Annotated in this window: 17 protein-coding genes and 1 pseudogene; 13 read left to right on the top strand and 5 right to left on the bottom strand. The window is 72.0% G+C overall.

Translation table 11 applies throughout. The features are described from left to right. Position 1: 1 nt before the first annotated feature. The 3 genes from UO65_RS13405 to UO65_RS33295 are packed head-to-tail and all read right to left on the bottom strand — an operon-like array spanning position 2 to position 2,234. A complete protein-coding gene (locus UO65_RS13405; protein WP_035282403.1) occupies positions 2–1,279 on the bottom strand; it encodes a hypothetical protein in 1,278 nt (425 codons plus the stop codon). Continuing rightward, positions 1,276–1,593 carry a type VII secretion target gene (locus tag UO65_RS13400; protein WP_052021140.1) on the bottom strand — a complete coding sequence of 106 codons (318 nt, stop codon included), beginning with the start codon at positions 1,591–1,593 and terminating at the stop codon, positions 1,276–1,278. The genes UO65_RS13405 and UO65_RS13400 overlap by 4 nt, the downstream gene beginning before the upstream one ends. After that, complete coding sequence (locus UO65_RS33295; RefSeq protein WP_152552086.1) at positions 1,590–2,234, bottom strand: YbaB/EbfC family nucleoid-associated protein; 645 nt, start codon at positions 2,232–2,234, stop codon at positions 1,590–1,592. Before UO65_RS33295 ends, UO65_RS13400 begins: the two co-directional genes overlap by 4 nt. Before the next feature lie 116 nt (positions 2,235–2,350). Here UO65_RS33295 and UO65_RS13390 point away from each other — a divergent pair. The 5 genes and pseudogenes from UO65_RS13390 to UO65_RS13370 all read left to right on the top strand — a co-directional run. After that, positions 2,351–3,118: pseudogene (locus tag UO65_RS13390) on the top strand (alkaline phosphatase D family protein); the annotation flags it as partial. A 55-nt stretch (positions 3,119–3,173) separates the two neighbouring features. Beyond that, complete coding sequence (ndk, locus tag UO65_RS13385) at positions 3,174–3,584, top strand: nucleoside-diphosphate kinase (RefSeq protein WP_035282394.1); 411 nt, start codon at positions 3,174–3,176, stop codon at positions 3,582–3,584. Between the two features lie 129 nt (positions 3,585–3,713). Continuing rightward, a complete protein-coding gene (locus UO65_RS13380; protein WP_035282392.1) occupies positions 3,714–4,646 on the top strand; it encodes an ABC transporter ATP-binding protein in 933 nt (310 codons plus the stop codon). Next, complete coding sequence (locus UO65_RS13375; protein ID WP_035282390.1) at positions 4,646–5,458, top strand: ABC transporter permease; 813 nt, start codon at positions 4,646–4,648, stop codon at positions 5,456–5,458. Before UO65_RS13380 ends, UO65_RS13375 begins: the two co-directional genes overlap by 1 nt. Before the next feature lies 1 nt (position 5,459). Beyond that, a complete protein-coding gene (locus UO65_RS13370) occupies positions 5,460–6,287 on the top strand; it encodes an ABC transporter permease (RefSeq protein ID WP_035282388.1) in 828 nt (275 codons plus the stop codon). On the opposite strand, the gene UO65_RS13365 is transcribed toward UO65_RS13370, so the two are convergent. Continuing rightward, complete coding sequence (locus tag UO65_RS13365) at positions 6,284–7,003, bottom strand: tyrosine-protein phosphatase (RefSeq protein ID WP_233427560.1); 720 nt, start codon at positions 7,001–7,003, stop codon at positions 6,284–6,286. The genes UO65_RS13370 and UO65_RS13365 overlap by 4 nt on opposite strands. Before the next feature lie 31 nt (positions 7,004–7,034). On the opposite strand from UO65_RS13365, the gene UO65_RS13360 reads away from it, so the two are divergent. Together UO65_RS13360 and UO65_RS13355 are read left to right on the top strand one after the other, a co-directional pair. Next, positions 7,035–9,002 carry a TIGR03960 family B12-binding radical SAM protein gene (locus UO65_RS13360; RefSeq protein ID WP_035282372.1) on the top strand — a complete coding sequence of 656 codons (1,968 nt, stop codon included), beginning with the start codon at positions 7,035–7,037 and terminating at the stop codon, positions 9,000–9,002. After that, positions 8,999–9,448 carry a GNAT family N-acetyltransferase gene (locus UO65_RS13355; RefSeq protein WP_035282369.1) on the top strand — a complete coding sequence of 150 codons (450 nt, stop codon included), beginning with the start codon at positions 8,999–9,001 and terminating at the stop codon, positions 9,446–9,448. The genes UO65_RS13360 and UO65_RS13355 overlap by 4 nt, the downstream gene beginning before the upstream one ends. A 34-nt stretch (positions 9,449–9,482) precedes the next feature. Here the strand turns inward: UO65_RS13355 and UO65_RS13350 are convergent, their stop codons facing one another. Beyond that, the gene (locus UO65_RS13350) at positions 9,483–10,886 is read right to left on the bottom strand and encodes a S8 family peptidase (RefSeq protein WP_035282366.1); all 1,404 of its coding nucleotides are present in this window, start codon (positions 10,884–10,886) and stop codon (positions 9,483–9,485) included. 220 nt (positions 10,887–11,106) lie between these two features. Between UO65_RS13350 and UO65_RS13345 the strand changes: the two genes are divergently transcribed. The 6 genes from UO65_RS13345 to proB all read left to right on the top strand — a co-directional run bounded on the left by UO65_RS13345 (position 11,107) and on the right by proB (position 18,326). Beyond that, the gene (locus UO65_RS13345) at positions 11,107–11,859 is read left to right on the top strand and encodes a TIGR03936 family radical SAM-associated protein (protein ID WP_035282363.1); all 753 of its coding nucleotides are present in this window, start codon (positions 11,107–11,109) and stop codon (positions 11,857–11,859) included. A gap of 189 nt (positions 11,860–12,048) precedes the next feature. Beyond that, complete coding sequence (locus UO65_RS13340) at positions 12,049–14,910, top strand: translation initiation factor IF-2 N-terminal domain-containing protein (protein ID WP_035282361.1); 2,862 nt, start codon at positions 12,049–12,051, stop codon at positions 14,908–14,910. A gap of 184 nt (positions 14,911–15,094) precedes the next feature. Further along, positions 15,095–15,403 carry a 50S ribosomal protein L21 gene (gene rplU / locus UO65_RS13335; RefSeq protein WP_035282359.1) on the top strand — a complete coding sequence of 103 codons (309 nt, stop codon included), beginning with the start codon at positions 15,095–15,097 and terminating at the stop codon, positions 15,401–15,403. 15 nt (positions 15,404–15,418) lie between these two features. Next, positions 15,419–15,679, top strand: coding sequence for a 50S ribosomal protein L27 (rpmA, locus tag UO65_RS13330; protein WP_035282355.1), 261 nt, complete (start codon positions 15,419–15,421; stop codon positions 15,677–15,679). A gap of 89 nt (positions 15,680–15,768) precedes the next feature. After that, positions 15,769–17,208, top strand: a complete 1,440-nt coding sequence (gene obgE, locus UO65_RS13325; RefSeq protein WP_035282354.1) for a GTPase ObgE — start codon at positions 15,769–15,771, stop codon at positions 17,206–17,208. Positions 17,209–17,255: 47 nt separating this feature from the next. Then, positions 17,256–18,326, top strand: a complete 1,071-nt coding sequence (proB, locus tag UO65_RS13320) for a glutamate 5-kinase (protein ID WP_052021144.1) — start codon at positions 17,256–17,258, stop codon at positions 18,324–18,326. The last annotated feature ends 233 nt before the right edge of the window (positions 18,327–18,559 follow it).

Genomic DNA, 18,559 nt, shown 5'->3' with positions numbered 1-18,559 from the left:
CTCACCTCCAAGGTTTGCTGTAATCCTCATTGGATGCGGGTGGGACTTGGTTCTCCCACCGCGACACCTCGTTGGCCGCCCCATGTGCTTCCCGGTAGGAGGCGTTCGGGTTCTGCTGCCAGTATCTAGCCTCGGCGAGTTCGTGTTCGAGCAGGGCGATGTCTTCTGACCGCGCCCGTCCCGAACGCAGCCGTAGCCAAGCTTCTGCCATGTTCGGGTTGGGGTCGAAGCGGGCCATGACCGTGCCCCCGTCGGCGCCCTCCAGCGGATGCAGGTCCTCGAACACATGGTTCTTGATCTGCTCGATTTCCGCCTGGCTGAACCCGGTGCGACCCCCGGCCCGAGGCACGCCCTGAACGTGGCGTGCGACATCGGCTGCGTCATCGGATTCGCGAATCGATTGGTACGCGTTCTCCGCCCAGCGATCGATGCGGTCGTAAGCACGCAACGACCCGTCGTCCACCGGTCGGGCGCCGCCTGTCTGGCCCGGGATCGGCAACTCGTCACCCGATCGAGCTGGAGCCTTGAGGTCGTCCAGTACCTTGCGGACCTGTGCGAACACATCGCCGAGCCTGCGCAGCAACGGGAGGAGATTGTCCATCGTGCGCGCCAGTTTCTTGAGGATGCCGGCAATCCTCACAGCCCACCGCTCCACGGCGGCGGATGCTTGCGCGACCACAAGCGGCGTAGCCAGACCCAGGGTGAACACCACCTCTGCGGCCCAAGAGATCAACCGTCCCACGAGATCAGCGATCAGATCTCGTATGACCTCACGCACGACGGCGACCACGATGCCCGCCATCTCCACAGCCGAGCCGAACCCGTCGGCTGCCGCGGACGCACCGCCGAGCACTTCGGCGTTGCCTGCGGCGGCGGCCCGGTAAGCATCCCCTGCTTGCCCCTGCCACGCGCCGGTGTCGTTCGCGACGTCACGCACGTAGTCGTCGCGGACGTTTGCCACTGCTTTGGCGACGTTCTTCCAGGTGGCCGCATGCGACGCGACAAGGTCGGCGTTGCCCGCAAGCCAGTCCAACGCGTCGGACAGCGGTTTGACGTGCTCGATCAGCCACGAAAGACCGGCGGACGTCAGCGATCCCAATGGATCAATGACGATGCTCAGTGCTTCGAGACCGACCCCTGTGAAACCAATGCCGACGTCAATCCAGTTGCCGCTCTCGATGCCGGACTTGATGTCGGCTGCGGCCTCGGCGACACCAACACCGGAATACCATTCCGTGCTGTCTTGGACAGGCTCGATGAGCGGATTGGTGTCGGTCACCGCAGGTTCCCGAATGTGACCGCCGTGTCGTCTTCACGCTGATCGTACTCATCGGCGGTGTACTTCACTTTGGTGGCGGTGTCGGCCATGCCCTTGGTGCCCGCCGTCAGCGCATCACCGGCTTCATCCTCAATGCCCCGCATGACAGCGGGAAGGAACTGGCAGAACTGCCCGTACGCGTCGTCGTCCATGCTCACGGTACGGGCGGCGTGCACTGCCTCGCCGAGTCGCTCGGCCAGTGCATCCATTTTGGCGGCGTGTGCGCGCAGTTCGCCGGACAGGACATCATAACCATCCACCGCCGCCTCCTTCACGAGAGGTATGAGTCGTCGCTGAAGTCATCGTCATCTCGCCCAAGGGGCCGTGCTGCGGTCGGTGAAGTGTCACCGAAACGATCGCGGTACGCGTCTACGATCATCTGACGGGTATCCGGCAGGTCGTCTCCCACCTGTGACTCCATGAGAGTTCGGATTTCGCCTGCCACACGTCCACGGGCGGCGTTCAAAGCATTCATGAACAGAGGACCGAGGTCCCCGGGTCGTACCGAGGTCACCCGCTCGGTGAACCGGACGTCCACCGGGGAACCGTTGGAGTCGATGGTCACGATGACCGCCCCGTTGGCACTGGTCTCCGTGACTCGCACCTGTTCCACTTGCTCGCGCAACACCTGCAAGCGGCCTGCCCGGCTGCGGATTCCCTCGACCCAGTCATCGATGCTGCGCTCGACCTGCCCTGGGACCCCGTTCAGCAGCCCGTCCCAACGTGGTTCCGCCATGCGAAGGTCATACCAGCACGGCATCGTTGCGATCACGCGATCGAAAAATGTTCCACCGAACGCGCGGTCCTCTGCTGCGCCGCCATCCCACCGGCTCTGCTCTGGGTTGGGTCGGCCCTGGCCGGCGGCATGAAGAGACGTCGATGGCGGCAGTGCCTGTCGAATCACGTGCAATCTCACGCCTGCGTTCCGCAGCGCCACCGGCCTGTCTCAGTGTGTGTCGGCTGGTCCGCGTGCTCCCCGGGTCGTCCGTGGTGCTGGCGTCCACCTACTGTTTGATCACCATTCACAGTGCGCCCGGTATCACCCTGGACCTGCCGCAGTACACCGAGAAGCGGGTCGACGTGCTGGCCGCGCGGGCGGCGCGGGCGTTCCACGAGTGGCAGCCCGTCGACCGGCGCCGGGCCGTCGACGGGCGGGTGTACCGCAGCTTCTCCCACGGTGCGCACGTCGAGGTGTTCGTGCTGGACATGCGGACCTACAAGGACGCGAACACCGCGCCCCGCGACGGCGTCGGGCGCGTCCTGGGCGACCGGCAGGCGCGCTGGCTGGTCGACGGCCTCAGCCGCAGCCGGGCCACCTGGAAGATCGTCGCCAACGACCTGCCGGTCGGGCTCACCGTGCCGGACGGGGCGGGCATCGAGGGGGTGGCCAACGGGCTGCCGGGGGCGCCGGGCGGCCGGGAGCACGAACTGGCCTGGGTGCTGCGCTCGCTGGCCCGGCGGCGGGTGCGCAACGTCGTCTGGCTGACCGCGGACGTGCACTACACCGCCGCGCACCACTACTCGCCGGACCGGGCCGCGGTGGGCGACTTCGACCCGTTCTGGGAGTTCGTGTCCGGGCCGCTGCACGCGGGCGCGTTCGGGCCCAACGCGCTGGACCCGACGTTCGGGCCGGAGGCGGTGTTCGTGCACGCCCCGCCCGCGGCGAACACCTCCCCGATGGACGGTTTCCAGCACTTCGGCGAGGTGAACGTGGACGGCCGCAGCGGTGAGCTGACCGTCGACCTGCGCGACGGGACCGGTGCCGCGCTGTGGTCGAGGACCTTGCGGCCGCAGCGCTGACCGGCCGGGTTACCCTGCTCACACAATTCTTCCCCACTAAGGAGTTCGGAACGCCGTGAGTGAGCGCACGCTGGTCCTGGTCAAGCCCGACGGTGTGAGCCGCGGTCTGGTCGGCGAGGTCATCTCCCGCATCGAGCGCAAGGGGCTGACCCTGGCCGCGCTGGAGCTGCGCTCGGTCGAGCGCGCCGTCGCCGAGCAGCACTACGCCGAGCACGACGGCAAGCCGTTCTTCGAGTCGCTGCTGGAGTTCATCACCTCCGGCAAGGTGGCAGCGATCGTGGCCGAGGGCGAGAACGCCATCGCCGCGTTCCGCCAGCTCGCGGGCGGCACCCACCCGGTGGAGAAGGCCACCCCGGGCACCATCCGCGGCGACTTCGGCCTGGAGGTCCAGTACAACCTGGTGCATGGTTCGGATTCCCCGGAGTCCGCCGAGCGCGAGATCAAGATCTGGTTCCCCGCGCTGTAGCCCCCGCACCCCCCGACCGGCCCGGAATCCCCGCGATTCCGGGCCGGTCGGCGTTTCCGGGACGAGAAGTCCACCGACCGCGCCGGAACCCGGGAGAAATTGTCGTGCCCCCCGTTTAGGGTCTGGGGTGTGGCGGGCGACGGTGCGCTGGTGCGGGCGCGGGGACTGGGCAAGCGGTTCGGGGACTTCGAGGCGGTCCGGGGCATCGACCTGGAGGTGCGCCCCGGGGAGGCGTTCGGCTTCCTCGGCCCCAACGGGGCGGGCAAGTCCTCCACGATGCGGATGATCTCCTGCGTGTCCCCGCGCACCGGGGGTGAGCTGACCGTCCTGGGGATGGACCCGGACCGGGCGGGGCCGCGCATCCGGGCCCGGCTCGGTGTGGTGCCGCAGCAGGACAACCTCGACACCGAGCTGACCGTGCGGCAGAACCTGCACGTCTACGGCCGCTACTTCGGGTTGTCCAAGGCGCACGTGCGGGCCAGGGCCGAGGAGCTGCTGGACTTCGCCCAGCTCACCGAACGCGCCGACGACGAGGTCGAACCGCTCTCCGGCGGCATGAAGCGGCGGCTGACCATCGCCCGCTCGCTGATCAACGACCCCGAGCTGCTGCTGCTCGACGAGCCGACGACCGGGCTCGACCCGCAGGCCAGGCACCTGCTCTGGGACCGGCTGTTCCGGCTCAAGCAGCAGGGCGTCACGCTCATCGTCACCACCCACTACATGGACGAGGCCGAGCAGCTCTGCGACCGGCTGGTGGTCATGGACGGCGGCCGGATCGTGGCCGAGGGCAGCCCCGGCGAGCTGATCTCCCGCCACGCCACCCGCGAGGTGCTGGAACTGCGCTTCGCCCCCGGCGCCCAGGCCGCCGCCGAGCCCAGCGTCGTCGACCTGGCCGAGCGCGTCGAGGTGCTGCCCGACCGGCTCCTGCTCTACACCGGCGACGGGGAGTCCGCGCTCAAGGCCGCGCACGACCGGGGTGTCGTCCCGGTGTCCAGCCTGGTCCGCCGCGCCACGCTGGAGGACGTCTTCCTCCGCCTCACCGGCCGAACGCTGGTGGACTGATGACCACCACCGGTCAACGCTGCACCGGCACCGTGCCCGGTCCGGCGCGGGCGGCGCTGCTGGTCGTCGAGGGCCTGTGGGCCTGGTACCGGCGCAACTGGCGCTCCACGGTCATCTCCACGCTGGTCCAACCGGTGCTGTTCCTGGTCGCGCTCGGCATCGGTTTCGGTTCCCAGGTCGAACCGGGTCCGGCCACCGGGGGGCTGCCGTACGTGCAGTTCCTGGCCCCGGCGCTGCTGGCCGCCACCCTCATGCAGACGGCGACCTTCGAGTCCACGTACCCGATCCTGTCCGCGTTCAAGTGGCAGCGCACCTACTGGGCGGTCGTCGCCACCCCGATCAGCGCCGCCCAACTGCTCGCCGGGCAGCTCACCTGGCTGGCGGCCCGGCTGGCGTTCACCGCGGTCGGGTTCCTGGCCGTGGCCGCCGCCCTGGGCGCGGTCGCCGGGCCCGGGTTCCTGCTGGCCGTGGTGTTCTCCCTGCTCACCGGCCTGGCGTGCGGGGCGCCGATCGTCGCCTACGCGGCCACGATCGAGTCCGAGGGCCAGCAGTTCAACGTCATCTTCCGGTTCATCGTGCTGCCGATGATGATGTTCTCCGGCACGTTCTTCCCGGTCGAGCAGTTGCCGGGGTGGGTGCAGCCGGTGGTGTGGCTGACCCCGCTGTGGCACGGCACCGAGCTGTGCCGGGGCGTCACCCTGGGCACCCTCGGCGCGTTGCCCGCCCTCGGCCACCTGCTGTACCTGCTCGCCCTCCTCGTGGTGGGCGCGTACCTGGCCCGCCGCAACTTCGTCCGCAGGCTGGAGGTCTGAGGTGACGACCACCGCCCCGCCGCCGTCGAGCGGCCTGCTGCTGCGCGTGCTCCCCACCGGCCTGTACGCGGGCCGGGCCCGGGTGCTGGTCGAGCGCTCGCTGCTGGTCAACCGGCGCGCCTGGCTGGCCCTGTTCTCCGGTTTCTTCGAGCCGCTGTTCTACCTGTTCGGCCTGGGTTTCGGCTTCGCGCAGCTCGTCGGCGACGTGGTGGGCCCCAGCGGCCAGCCGGTCAGCTACGTCGCCTTCGTGGCCCCCGCCCTGATGGCCGCCGCGGCCATGAACGGCGCGGTGTACGACGCCACCTTCAACATCTTCTTCAAGTTCAAGTACGCCAAGCTCTACGACGCCATGCTCGCCACCCCGCTGGGCCCGCTCGACGTGGCGATCGGCGAGATCGCCTGGGCGCTGATCCGCGGCGCGCTCTACTCGGCGGGCTTCCTCGCGGTCATGCTCGGCATGGGCCTGCTGACCTCCCCGTGGGCCCTGCTGGCGCTGCCCGCGTCCGTGCTGGTGGCGTTCGCGTTCGCCGCCATCGGCATGGCCGCCACCACGTTCATGCGCTCCTGGCAGGACTTCGACCTGGTCCAGCTTGCCCTGACACCGATGTTCCTGTTCTCCACCACCTTCTTCCCGCTCTCGGTCTACCCGGAGCCGTTGCAGGTGGCGGTCCAGTGCTTCCCGCTCTACCACGCCATCGAGGTCATGCGGGCCCTCACCATGGGCGACGTGGACCTGTCCCTGCTCGGCCACCTGTCGTACTTCGTGGTGATGGCCGCCGTCGGCACGGTGGTCGCCTCCCGCAGGCTGGGCAAGCTCCTGCTGTCCTAGGTGAGCCGCGCCCGCAGCGCCTCCAGGTCGGCCGCCGCCACCCCGGCGGCCAGCAGGTAGGCCTCCGCGTCGAAGCCGTCGAGGAGGTCCAGGACGGTCCGGGTGGTCGTCGTGCCGCGCTCGGCGAGCAGGTTGGCGATGAACGGGCCGTGGTCGTCGCGGCCCTCGGCGGCGAACAGCTCCCGCAGCGCGGTCGTCGACAGGTCGTAGTCCGCGGCGACGGCCTCCGGTTCGACCCCGACCAGCGACAGCAGCAGCAGGGCCACCAGCCCGGTCCGGTCCCGGCCGATCGCGCAGTGGAACAGCACCCCCGGCTCGGCCGCGGCCAGCGCGGTGAACGCCGCCGCGCACCGCCCGGCCTTGGCGGCCAGGAACGGCCGGTAGTACAGCGGCGTCCCGTGCAGGCCGCCCGCCCGGATCTGGGCCCAGAACGCCGCGTCCGGGGTGTCGTCCAGGTCCACGTGCGCGACCGCGATGCCCTCGGGGGCCGCCACCGCCCCGGCCGTCGACCGCAGGTCGAGCACGGTGCGCACCCCCGCCGCCCTGGCCGCCCGCCAGCCCTCAGCGGTGGCGCCGCCGGGGTCGGCCGACCGCACGAACGCGCCGAACCGCGTGGTCCCGCCCCCGCTCAGCGGCAGTCCGCCCAGGTCGCGGGTGTTGTGGAAACCCGCCCAGTCCCGAGTCCGCCCGTCCTCCACGCCTCGCCCTCCGTTCACCGCTCCCGGACACCGTCTACCCTGGTTCGCTGTGAGCGTCGAGTCCGTTTTCCCCCAGCTTGAGCCCCTCCTGCCCCGGATCTCCAAGCCGGTGCAGTACGTCGGCGGGGAGCTGAACGCCACCGTCAAGGAGTGGGACAGCACCACCGTCCGGTGGGCGCTGATGTACCCGGACGCCTACGAGGTCGGGCTGCCCAACCAGGGCGTCATGATCCTCTACGAGGTGCTCAACGAGATCCCGGACGTCCTGGCCGAGCGCACCTACGCGGTCTGGCCGGACCTGGAGGCGCTCATGCGGGAACACGGCGTCCCGCAGTTCACCGTCGACGGGCACCGCCCGCTCGGCGCGTTCGACGTGCTCGGCGTCAGCTTCTCCACCGAGCTGGGCTACACGAACATGCTCACCTCCCTCGACCTGGCGGGCATCCCGCTGCGCGCCGCCGACCGCACCGGGGACCACCCCGTGGTGCTCGCGGGCGGGCACGCGTCGTTCAACCCCGAGCCCATCGCCGACTTCATCGACGCCGCCGTGCTCGGCGACGGCGAGGAGGCCGTGGGGGAGATCACCGACATCATCCGCGCGTGGAAGGCCGAGGGCCGCCCCGGCGGGCGCGACGAACTGCTGACCCGCATGGCCGAGACGGGCGGCGTCTACATCCCGCGCTTCTACGACGTGTCCTACCGCGAGGACGGCCACATCGACTCCTACGCCCCCAACCGCGAGCGCGTTCCGGCCACGGTGGCGAAGAGGACCACGATGGACCTCGACGCGTGGCCGTACCCGAAGAAGCCCCTCGTGCCGCTGGCCGAGAGCGTGCACGAGCGGATGAGCGTGGAGATCTTCCGCGGCTGCACCCGCGGCTGCCGGTTCTGCCAGGCCGGGATGATCACCCGCCCGGTGCGCGAGCGGTCCGTCGAGGGCATCGGCGCGATGATCCAGACCGGTCTGGAGAACAGCGGCTTCGAGGAGGTCGGCCTGCTCTCGCTCTCCAGCGCCGACCACTCCGAGATCGGCCCGCTCACCAAGCAGCTCGCCGACCGCTACGAGGGCACCAACACCGGCCTGTCGCTGCCCTCGACCAGGGTCGACGCGTTCAACATCGACCTGGCCAACGAGCTGTCGCGCAACGGCCGCCGCTCCGGGCTCACCTTCGCCCCCGAGGGCGGCAGCGAGCGCATCCGCCGCGTCATCAACAAGATGGTGTCCGAAGAGGACCTGATCAAGACCGTCAGCGCCGCCTACGCCAACGGCTGGCGGCAGGTGAAGCTGTACTTCATGTGCGGGCTGCCCACCGAGACCGACGAGGACGTCCTGCAGATCGCGGAGATGGCCAAGAACGTCATCCGCGCGGGCAGGCAGGCCAGCGGCCGCAAGGACATCCGCTGCACCGTCTCCATCGGCGGGTTCGTGCCCAAGCCGCACACCCCGTTCCAGTGGGCCGCGCAGTGCGACCCGGACACCGTGGACGACCGGTTGCGCAAGCTGCGCGCGGCGGTCAACTCCGATTCCGACCGCAGCCTGGGCCGCAACATCGGGATGCGCTACCACGACGGCAAGCCCAGCCTGGTCGAGGGACTGCTCTCCCGCGGCGACCGCCGGGTCGGGCGGGTCATCGAGCGGGTGTGGCGCGAGGGCGGCCGGTTCGACGGCTGGAGCGAGCACTTCTCCTACGAGCGCTGGACCTCCGGTGCCGCCGCCGAGCTGGAGCCCCTCGGCGTCTCGCTGGACTGGTTCACCACCCGCGAGCGCACCGAGGCCGAGGTCCTGCCCTGGGACCACCTGGACTCCGGCCTGGACAAGGAGTGGCTCTGGGACGACTGGCAGGACGCGCTGGACTCCCGCGAGCAGGACGACTGCCGCTGGACCCCGTGCTTCGACTGCGGCGTCTGCCCGGCCATGGGCACCGACATCGAGATCGGCCCCACCGGCCGCACGCTCCTGCCGATCAGCCCGGTCGGCGTCGGTTCCCCGGTCCAGAACCCCTCACTGATCCGATGACGGTCCGCCGCGCCGGGGAAGCCGACACGGCTTCCCTGGCCGCGCTGCGGCGGGCCTGGACCGAGGAGGACCGCGGCCCGGTCGACGACCCCGGCTTCGACGCCGCGTTCGCCGACTGGCTCGCCGCCGAGTGGCACCACCGCGCGTTCTGGCTGGCCTTCGACGGCGAGACGCCGGTGGGCTCGATGAACATGCTCGAATTCACCCGGATGCCCAAGCCGGGCGCTCCCGCGAGCCGGTGGGGCCACATCGGCAACGCCTACGTCGCCCCCGGCCACCGCGACCGGGGGATCGGCGCGGAGATGCTGGCCGCGGCGCTGGCCCACGCCGACGCCGAGGGGTACGCGCGGGTCGTGCTGAGCCCCACCGAGCGGTCCGTCCCGTTCTACGGCAGGCACGGCTTCGCCCCGGCGACCTCGCTGCTGCTGCGGCTCCCGCCCGGCTGAGCGGTCGGCCGACCGCCGCGGGCGCGTCCGTCGACTAGTCGACCGCCGCCAGCGCGTCGACCATGCCGTGGCCGTAGAAGCTGTTGAACGCCGCGTAGCCCGAGCAGTAGGCGTCCTGCGCGCCGGAACCGTCGAGGTCGTAGTCCGACGGGCACGGAACGGACTCGGCCTGCGCGGTGGCCATCCGGGTGAGCTGCTGCGGCGTGGCCCACGGGTGCCGGGAGGCCAGCAGCGCGACCACCCCGGTCGCGTGCGGGGTCGCCATCGACGTCCCGCAGTCCGTGGCGTAGCCGCCGGGCACGGTGGACAGCACGCAGCGGTCGTCGCGCTCACCACCGGGGGCGGTGACGTCGACCGAACCGAGGCCGTAGGAGCTGTAGCCCGCCTTGAGCCGGTCGGGACCGACCGCGGACACGGTCAGCACCCCGCGCAGCCCGCCCGGCAGCACCTTGCAGCCCGAGTCCAGCACCCGCCTGCCGCCCGCCAGGTCCGAGGCCTCGCCGCGGGGCTCGGCCAGGTCGATCCCGCCGTTGGACGCCGCCGCCACGGTCAGCACCCCGGAGTCGGTCGCGTGCTCCACCGCCCGGCGCACCGCCTCGAAGACCACGTGCTCGGCGCCGCGGTCGCAGGTCAGTTGCCACGGGTCGACGAAGTAGCTGCTGTTGGCCACCCGCACGCCGTGGTCGGCGGCCCACACCAGCCCGCACACCACCGCCTCCGGGAACACCAGGCCGCGGTCGTCGACCACCCGCACCGAGGCCAGCCGCACGCCGGGGGCCACGCCGGTGATGCCCCGGCCGTCGTCCGCGGCGGCGATCAGGCCCGCCACGTGCGTGCCGTGCGTCGAGGTGGTGGGCGCCCAGGCGGCGGGGGAGGGGTCGGCCACCCCGGTGAGGCAGCCCGCCGACGCGGCCGGGTCCACCGCGGCGGCCAGGTCGGGGTGGCTCGCGTCCACCCCGGAGTCCAGCACGCCCACCAGCACGTCCCGGTCGCCGGGGGACACCCGGTGCGCGGCGGGCGCGCCGATCATGTCCATGTCCCACTGCTCACCGGTGCGGTCGGTGTCGGCCACCGGCCCCACCGCCTCCGGCAGCGGCTCCCGCTCGGCCACCTCGCCCACCGCGGCACCCGCGCTGAACGCCCGGTCGCGGCCGATCCGGTCGGCGAAGCGCGAGTCGGCGGAAGTGACGACCGCCACATCGATCGCGTCGTGGAAGACGACCGCGGCCCCGCAGGCCAGGGTCGTCGACACCGAGGCCGCCTCGGCGGTGGTCCCGGGATCGAACAGCACCAGGTAGCGGGCGGTCGGCACGTCGGCGCGGCACGGCACCGCGTCGTCGGGCAACGGGGCCGCGTCCGCTGTGACCTGGGTCAACAGCGCGCTCGCGGCCAGCGTGGCACCGACCGCGGCCGCCGTCGCGCGGCGGGGCAGGAGCACGGTGACCTCCAGGGCTGGACCGCCGGACCTCCTCGGGCACCGGCTGTCGACTCGCCTGCGGACGGTAATCACCACCCCGGACCGAAACAAGCGCGCGGACCGAAATGGGGCTGCCGGTACGGTGCCACCATGCCGCTCCGCGCACCACCGGAGCAGTGCCGCACCACCGTAAGGAGTAGTCCTGAGCCGCCAGGATCAGCCCAACCCCTCGGCGCCGCCGGTGCAGAAGCTGCGCCTGCGCTACGCCAAGCGGGGCAGGCTCCGCTTCACCTCCCACCGCGACGTCGCGCGCGCCTTCGAACGGGCGCTGCGCCGGGCGGGCGTGCCGATGGCCTACTCGCAGGGGTTCAACCCGCACCCCAAGATCTCCTGGATCGGGGCCGCGCCGACCGGGGTGGCCAGCGAGGCCGAGTACGTCGAGCTGCAGGTCGTGCAGGCCCTCGACCCGGACCGGCTGGCCCAGGTGCTCGACGCCGCGCTCGCCCCGGGCCTGGACGTGCTGGAGGCCGTGCAGGCCGGACCCGGTGGGCTGGCCGAGCGGATGGAGGCCAGCCGCTGGCGGATCGCCCTGCCGGGCGTCGGCGCGCCCGAACTGGCCGCCGCGGTGGACGCGCTGATGGCCACCGAGCACGTCGAGGTGGAACGGCTAACCAAGGACGGCAGGCGGCTGATCGACGCCCGACCTGCGGTGATCTCCGCCGAAGTGGTCGATTCCGCGGAACTCGCGGCGGACTCGCCGGACGCTGTGGGCATCGACATGTCTGATGCGGGGCGTTCGTGTGGGATACTGGTGGTGGTCGTCCGGCAGACAACACCGGCCGTGCGACCCGACGACGTGCTGAGCGCGCTCCGTGTCGTCGCCGCCCTGGAACCGCCGGTGCCCGCGAAGGCGACCCGGATGGCCCAGGGACGGCTTGACGACGGTGGCGGTCTGACCGATCCGCTCGCCCACGACCGGGCGGCGATCGGCTAGTCCGACCGGGGAGACAACAGAGCGCCTCGACCCGTTGTCGAAAGACCTGCCGTCCGCAGGCCGCCGGTCCCATGTCCGGTGGTCGGGGCGGTGAGAGGCGAGGATTCCCGCCGCTTCGCGCGGTGGAAATGACAACGAGGCCCCTGAGCGGCGGCGTCCACACGACGCGCCCGGGGGTGGAGGAGCTACATGTCCGACAAGTCCAGCCCTGCCGGCACCACCGGCGGGGACACAACCACATCCACCGAGGCCGCACTGGCCGAGCTGCCCGCCAAGGTGCGGGTGCACGCGCTCGCCAAGCTGCTCTCGGTCAGCAGCAAGGACGTCATTGCCGCCCTCGCCGACCTCGGCGAGGCGGTGCGCGGCGCGCAGTCCAGCGTGGCCAGGGAGACGGCCCTGCGGGTCGCCGCGGCGCTGACCGGCGACGCCCCGTGGGAGGGCGACGCCCCCGCCGACGAGAACCACGTCGAGCCCGAGGTCGTCGAGGCCGCCGTGGTCGAGACCGCGCTGACCCCCGAACCCGCCCGGCGGATTCCCCCGACCCCGGTGTTCGCCTCGGCCTCCCCGCTGTTCCTGCCGCCCGAGGCCGCCCCGGCCAAGCCCGCGCGGACCCCCCGGCCGGAGCCGGTCGAGGACGAGCCCGCCCCGGTCGAGTCCGATGAGCACTTCGACGACGGCGACGACGACGAGGACGGCTCCGGCAGCCGCCGCCGCCGTCGCGGCCGCCGCGGCCGCGGTCGCGGCAAGGGTGCCGCCGACGACACCGACCAGAACGACTCCGAGCAGCCCGACAAGCCGGAGAAGCCCGCCCGCGCCGAGGCTGAGCAGCCCGCGGACGCCGAGGAACCCGCCGAGTCCGACGCGGACACCGACGGCGACTCCGACGACGACGGCGACTCCGGCGGCAGCCGCCGCCGTCGCCGCCGCAGGCGCCGCAAGGGCGGCGACGACGACAGCGCCACCCACGACGACCCGCCGAACACCGTCGTCCACGTCCGCGAGGCCCGCGAACCGCGTGAGCCCCGCGAACCGCGCGACGAGAAGACCGAGGCGGCCAACGCCCGCGACGAGGTGCGCAGCGTGCGCGGCTCGACCCGGCTGGAGGCCAAGCGCCAGCGCCGCCGCGACGGCCGCGAGGCGGGCCGCAGGCGTGCGCCGATCCTGTCCGAGGCGGAGTTCCTGGCCCGCCGCGAGGCCGTCGACCGCGCCATGGTCGTGCGCGAGCACACCGACCGGATTCAGATCGGCGTGCTCGAGGACGGCGTCCTCGTCGAGCACTTCGTCACCTCCGCGGGCAGCGGCTCGCTGGTCGGCAACGTCTTCCTGGGCCGGGTGCAGAACGTGCTGCCCAGCATGGAGGCCGCCTTCGTCGACATCGGCCGCGGCCGCAACGCCGTGCTCTACGCCGGTGAGGTCGACTGGGACGCCGCCGGGCTGGACGGCAAGGCCCGCAAGATCGAGCAGGCGCTGTCCACCGGCGACAGCGTGCTGGTGCAGGTCACCAAGGACCCGGTGGGCCACAAGGGCGCCAGGCTGACCACCCAGATCAGCCTGCCCGGCCGCTTCCTGGTCTACGTGCCCGGCGGCGGCGCCACCGGCATCTCCCGCAAGCTGCCGGAGAACGAGCGGCGCAGGCTCAAGGACGTGCTCAAGCGCATCGTCCCCGAGGACGCGGGTGTGATCATCCGCACCGCCTCGGAGGGCATCAGCGAGGAGGAGCTCGGCCGCGACGTGCGCCGCCTGCAGGCGCAGTGGCAGGTCATCAAGGAGAAGTCCGACGGCAGCGTCGGCAAGAAGTCCGGCGCGCCGACGCTGCTCTACGAGGAGCCCGACCTGCTGGTCAAGGTCGTCCGCGACCTGTTCACCGAGGACTTCACCTCGCTGGTGGTGCAGGGCGAGACCGCCTGGGAGACCATCGACGCCTACGTCCGCCACGTCGCCCCGGAGCTGCTGGAGCGGGTCCGCCGCCACGTCGGGCCCAAGGACGTCTTCGCCGAGCACCGCATCGACGAGCAGCTGCTCAAGGCGCTCGACCGCAAGGTCTGGCTGCCCTCGGGCGGCTACCTGGTGATCGACCGCACCGAGGCGATGACCGTCATCGACGTCAACACCGGCAAGTACACCGGCTCCGGGGGCAACCTGGAGGAGACGGTCACCCGCAACAACCTGGAGTCGGCCGAGGAGATCGTCCGCCAGCTCCGGCTGCGCGACATCGGCGGCATCATCGTGATCGACTTCATCGACATGGTGCTGGAGTCCAACCGCGACCTGGTGCTGCGCAGGCTGACCGAGTGCCTTGGCCGCGACCGCACCCGCCACCAGGTCGCCGAGGTGACCTCGCTCGGCCTGGTCCAGATGACCCGCAAGCGGGTCGGCACCGGCCTGCTGGAGGCGTTCAGCCACACCTGCGAGCACTGCAAGGGCCGCGGCGTCATGGTCTCCACCGAGCCCAACGTCAAGGCCGCCGCGGGCGGTGGGCAGCCCCAGCAGCCCCCGCAGCCGGAGAAGGGCCAGGGCAACGGCGGCGGTGGCGGTCGCAACCGGAACCGCAACCGCAACGGCGACGACAACGCGGCCAAGGACTCGAAGGACTCGACCAGGGACGAGGGGCAGAACAACGGCCACCAGTCCGGTCAGTCCAGGGACAACGGCAACCGGGACAACGGCCGTGAGAACGGCCAGCGCGACGGCGGCCACAAGGACAACGGCAGGGACAACGGGCACCGCAACGACCGCGCCAACGGCAGGTCGCAGCGGGCCGCCGCCGCCGCGGCGGACGAGCAGGCCAAGGCCCCCGTCCGCGACGTCCCGGAGGTCGTGAGCGCCCCGGCCGCTGCTCCCGCCCAGCGGGACGGCTCCGAGCCGCTCACGGGCGAGCCTGGCGACCGCAACGGCCACGCGCGGGTGGAGAGCACCACGCCGCTCGACAGCCGCACCGAGGCCGCCCTCGCCGAGCCGGAGCCCGTGTCCGTGCCCGCCGCCCCGCGCAGGCGCGCCCGACGGGCCGCCTCGCGCCCCGCGGGCCCGCCCGTCGGCGGCCCGGAGGCCTGAGGAACCGGGGTCGGACCGGGGAAAGCACCCCCCGGTTTGACCCCGATTCCCGCCGACACGTAACCTGACACACGGCCCTCCCATCGGCGGGCTGTGTCGTGCGAAGCCCGGACCGCGGTCGTTTCCCCCACGGTCGAGGGCGCGCAAGACCCCCATCGTCTAGTAGCAGGAGACTTCCGTCCCGATGTACGCGATCGTCAAGACCGGCGGCAAGCAGTACAAGGTGGCTGTTGGCGACGTCGTCGAGGTCGAGAAGCTCGAGGGCACCCCGGGCGCCGAGCTCAACCTCACGGCCGTCCTCGTGGTCGACGGCACCGACGTCACCACCGACGCGGACGCCCTCGCCAAGGTGTCCGTGACGGGCAAGGTGGTCGAGCAGACCAAGGGCCCCAAGATCCGCATCCACAAGTTCAAGAACAAGACCGGATACCACAAGCGCCAGGGTCACCGCCAGAAGTTGACCCGCGTCGAGGTCACCGGCATCACCAAGTAGAGGGACTGAGCAGACATGGCACACAAGAAGGGTGCATCCAGCTCCCGCAACGGGCGTGACTCGAATGCCCAGTACCTCGGTGTGAAGCGCTACGGCGGCCAGGTCGTCAAGTCCGGCGAGATCCTGATCCGCCAGCGCGGCACCAAGTTCCACCCGGGTGTCAACGTCGGCCGCGGCAAGGACGACACGCTGTTCGCCCTCGCCGCCGGTGCCGTCCAGTTCGGCGCCAAGCGCGGTCGCAAGACCGTGAACATCGTCCCGGTCGAGGCGGCGTAAGCCCGAACCGAGCGGGAAGACCCCACGAGGGGCGGGCTGGAGCTTCATCCGGCCCGCCCCTCGTTTTTTGTCTCTGAGAGGAACCCCAGGTGTCCCGATTCGTCGACCGCGTGGTGATCCACGTCGCCGCGGGCAGTGGCGGCAACGGCTGCGCCTCGGTGCACCGCGAGAAGTACAAGCCCCTCGGCGGCCCCGACGGCGGCAACGGCGGCAACGGCGGCAACGTCGTGCTGGTCGTCGACAGCAACGTCCACACCCTGCTCGACTTCCACTTCCGCCCGCACGCCAGCGCGTCCAACGGCAAGCAGGGCCACGGCGCCAACCGCGACGGCGCCACCGGCGAGGACCTGGAGCTGCACGTCCCCGACGGCACCGTCATCCTCGACCCGGACGGCGAGATCATCGTCGACCTCGTCGGCCACGGCACCCGCTTCGTCGCCGCCCAGGGCGGCCGGGGCGGCCTCGGCAACGCCGCGCTGGCCTCCAAGGCCCGCCGCGCCCCCGGCTTCGCCCTGCTGGGCGAGCCGGGCGAGACCCGCGACCTGGTCCTGGAGCTGCGCTCGGTGGCCGACGCCGGGCTGCTCGGCTTCCCCTCGGCGGGCAAGTCGTCGTTGATCTCGGTGCTGTCGCAGGCCCGCCCGAAGATCGCCGACTACCCGTTCACCACCCTGGTGCCCAACCTCGGGGTGGTCACCGCGGGCGAGTCGATCTACACCATCGCCGACGTGCCCGGCCTGATCCCCGGCGCCAGCCAGGGCAAGGGCCTGGGCCTGGACTTCCTGCGGCACATCGAGCGCTGCTCGGTGCTGGTGCACGTGGTCGACTGCGCCACCTTCGAGGCCGACCGCGACCCGCTGTCGGACATCGACGCGCTGGAGGAGGAGCTGGCCCGCTACACCCCCGCCCTCGGCGGCGACCTCGCCGACCGGCCGCGCCTGGTGGTGCTGAACAAGGTCGACGTGCCCGAGGCCCGGGAGCTGGCCGAGCTGATCCGCCCGGACATCGAGGCCCGCGGCCTGCCGGTGTTCGAAGTCTCGACGGCCACCCGCGAGGGCCTGCGCGAGCTGAGCTTCGCCCTGGCCAAGGTCATCGAGGACGACCGCGCGGCCAAGCCCGCCCCCGAGCCCAGCCGCATCGTGCTGCGCCCCACCGCCGTCGACGACGCGGGCTTCACCGTGGTCGCCGACCCGGAGGAGGAGGGCGCGTTCTTCGTGCACGGCGAGCGCCCCGCCCGCTGGATTCGGCAGACCGACTTCAACAACACCGAGGCCGTCGGCTACCTGGGCGACCGGCTGGCCCGCCTCGGGGTCGAGGACGCGCTGGCCAAGGCGGGCGCGGTCCCCGGGTGCCCGGTCACCATCGGCGGCGTCACCTTCGACTGGGAGCCCTCCACGCCCGCGGGCATCGCGATGCTCATGCACAACCGCGGCAGCGACCCGCGGCTCGACCTCAACGAGCGCGTCGGCGCCTCGGAGCGCAAGGCCGCCAAGATCGCCCGCCGCACCCGCACCGACGACGAGGACCTGTGACCGTCGCGGGCTCCCCCACCCGGGCCGCCATCGCGGCGGCCCGGGTCATGGTGGTCAAGGTCGGCTCGTCGTCGCTGACCACCGCCGAGGGCGGGCTCGACCCGGCCCGGCTCGACGCGCTGGTGGACGCCCTGGCGGCCAGGCTCGCCGCGGGCAGCCAGGTCATCCTGGTGTCCTCGGGCGCCATCGCGGCGGGCCTGGCGCCGTTGGGCATCGCCCGCCGCCCCCGCGACCTAGCGACCCAGCAGGCCGCCGCCAGCGTCGGCCAGATCCTCCTGGCGCACGCGTACGTGGAATCCTTCGCCCGCTACTCCCTCCAGGTCGGCCAGGTCCTGCTCACCGCGGACGACGTGGTCCGCCGCTCGCACTACCGCAACGCCCAGCGCACCCTGTCGCGCCTGCTGGCCCTCGGCGCGGTCCCGGTCGTCAACGAGAACGACACCGTGGCCACCGAGGAGATCCGCTTCGGCGACAACGACCGCCTGGCCGCCCTCGTCGCCCACCTCGTCGGCGCCGACGCCCTGATCCTCCTGTCCGATGTGGACGCCCTCTACGACGGCGACCCCCGCCTCGGCGCCGCCCGCCGGATCGACGAGGTGGCCGGAGAGTCCGATGTGGACGGTGTGCGGGCGGGCAGCACCGGTGCCTCCGGCCTCGGAACCGGCGGCATGGCCTCAAAACTGGCCGCCGCCCGCCTCGCCTCAGCCGCGGGCGTCCCGGTCCTGCTCACCTCCGCCGCCCAGGCCAAAGCGGCCCTCGGCGCGGCCGACGTCGGCACCGCCTTCGCCGCGGGCGGCCGCCGCCTCACCTCCCGCCGCTTCTGGCTCGGCTACGCCGCGGACACCAAGGGCACCCTCACCCTCGACGACGGCGCCGTCGCGGCCGTGGTCACCCGCCGCCGCTCCCTCCTGGCCGCGGGCATCACCACCACCACCGGCGACTTCGTCGCGGGCGACGTCCTGGAACTGCGGAACACCAGCGGTGTCACCGTCGCCCGCGGCATCACCAACTTCGACTCCGCCGAACTCCCCGCCCTCCTGGGCCACTCCACCCAAGACCTCCCCCTGGACCAACGCCGCGAAGTGGTCCACGCCGACGACCTCGTCCCCCTGATCTAGCCCCGCCCCGACCCCGGTCGGCCACCCCACGCCCCGCAAGGCCGGCCACCACCCCGAAGCCCACCACCCTGGCCGAACCCCGCCAGCACCGCCATCGACCGCCCTCGACCGCCGGCCCGCCGGCCCGGCGGCCAGCCAGCCACACCGGACCCACTGTGCGCAGCCGCCGACCCCCCACAAACCGCCGGCCCGGTGACCGAATGCCCGGGTGGGTGGATGTGCTTGGGTGGGGG

Source organism: Actinokineospora spheciospongiae, assembly GCF_000564855.1.
Classification (GTDB): domain Bacteria; phylum Actinomycetota; class Actinomycetes; order Mycobacteriales; family Pseudonocardiaceae; genus Actinokineospora; species Actinokineospora spheciospongiae.
This window is presented reverse-complemented; position numbering and strand designations above follow the sequence as displayed.

Bases quoted from the DNA above. Each gene is read 5' to 3' on its own strand.
- UO65_RS13375 (WP_035282390.1), top strand. From the start codon at position 4,646: ATGACCACCACCGGTCAACGCTGCACCGGCACCGTGCCCGGTCCGGCG.
- UO65_RS13355 (WP_035282369.1), top strand. From the start codon at position 8,999: ATGACGGTCCGCCGCGCCGGGGAAGCCGACACGGCTTCCCTGGCCGCG.
- UO65_RS13340 (WP_035282361.1), top strand. From the start codon at position 12,049: ATGTCCGACAAGTCCAGCCCTGCCGGCACCACCGGCGGGGACACAACC.
- rplU (WP_035282359.1), top strand. From the start codon at position 15,095: ATGTACGCGATCGTCAAGACCGGCGGCAAGCAGTACAAGGTGGCTGTT.
- rpmA (WP_035282355.1), top strand. From the start codon at position 15,419: ATGGCACACAAGAAGGGTGCATCCAGCTCCCGCAACGGGCGTGACTCG.
- proB (WP_052021144.1), top strand. From the start codon at position 17,256: ATGGTGGTCAAGGTCGGCTCGTCGTCGCTGACCACCGCCGAGGGCGGG.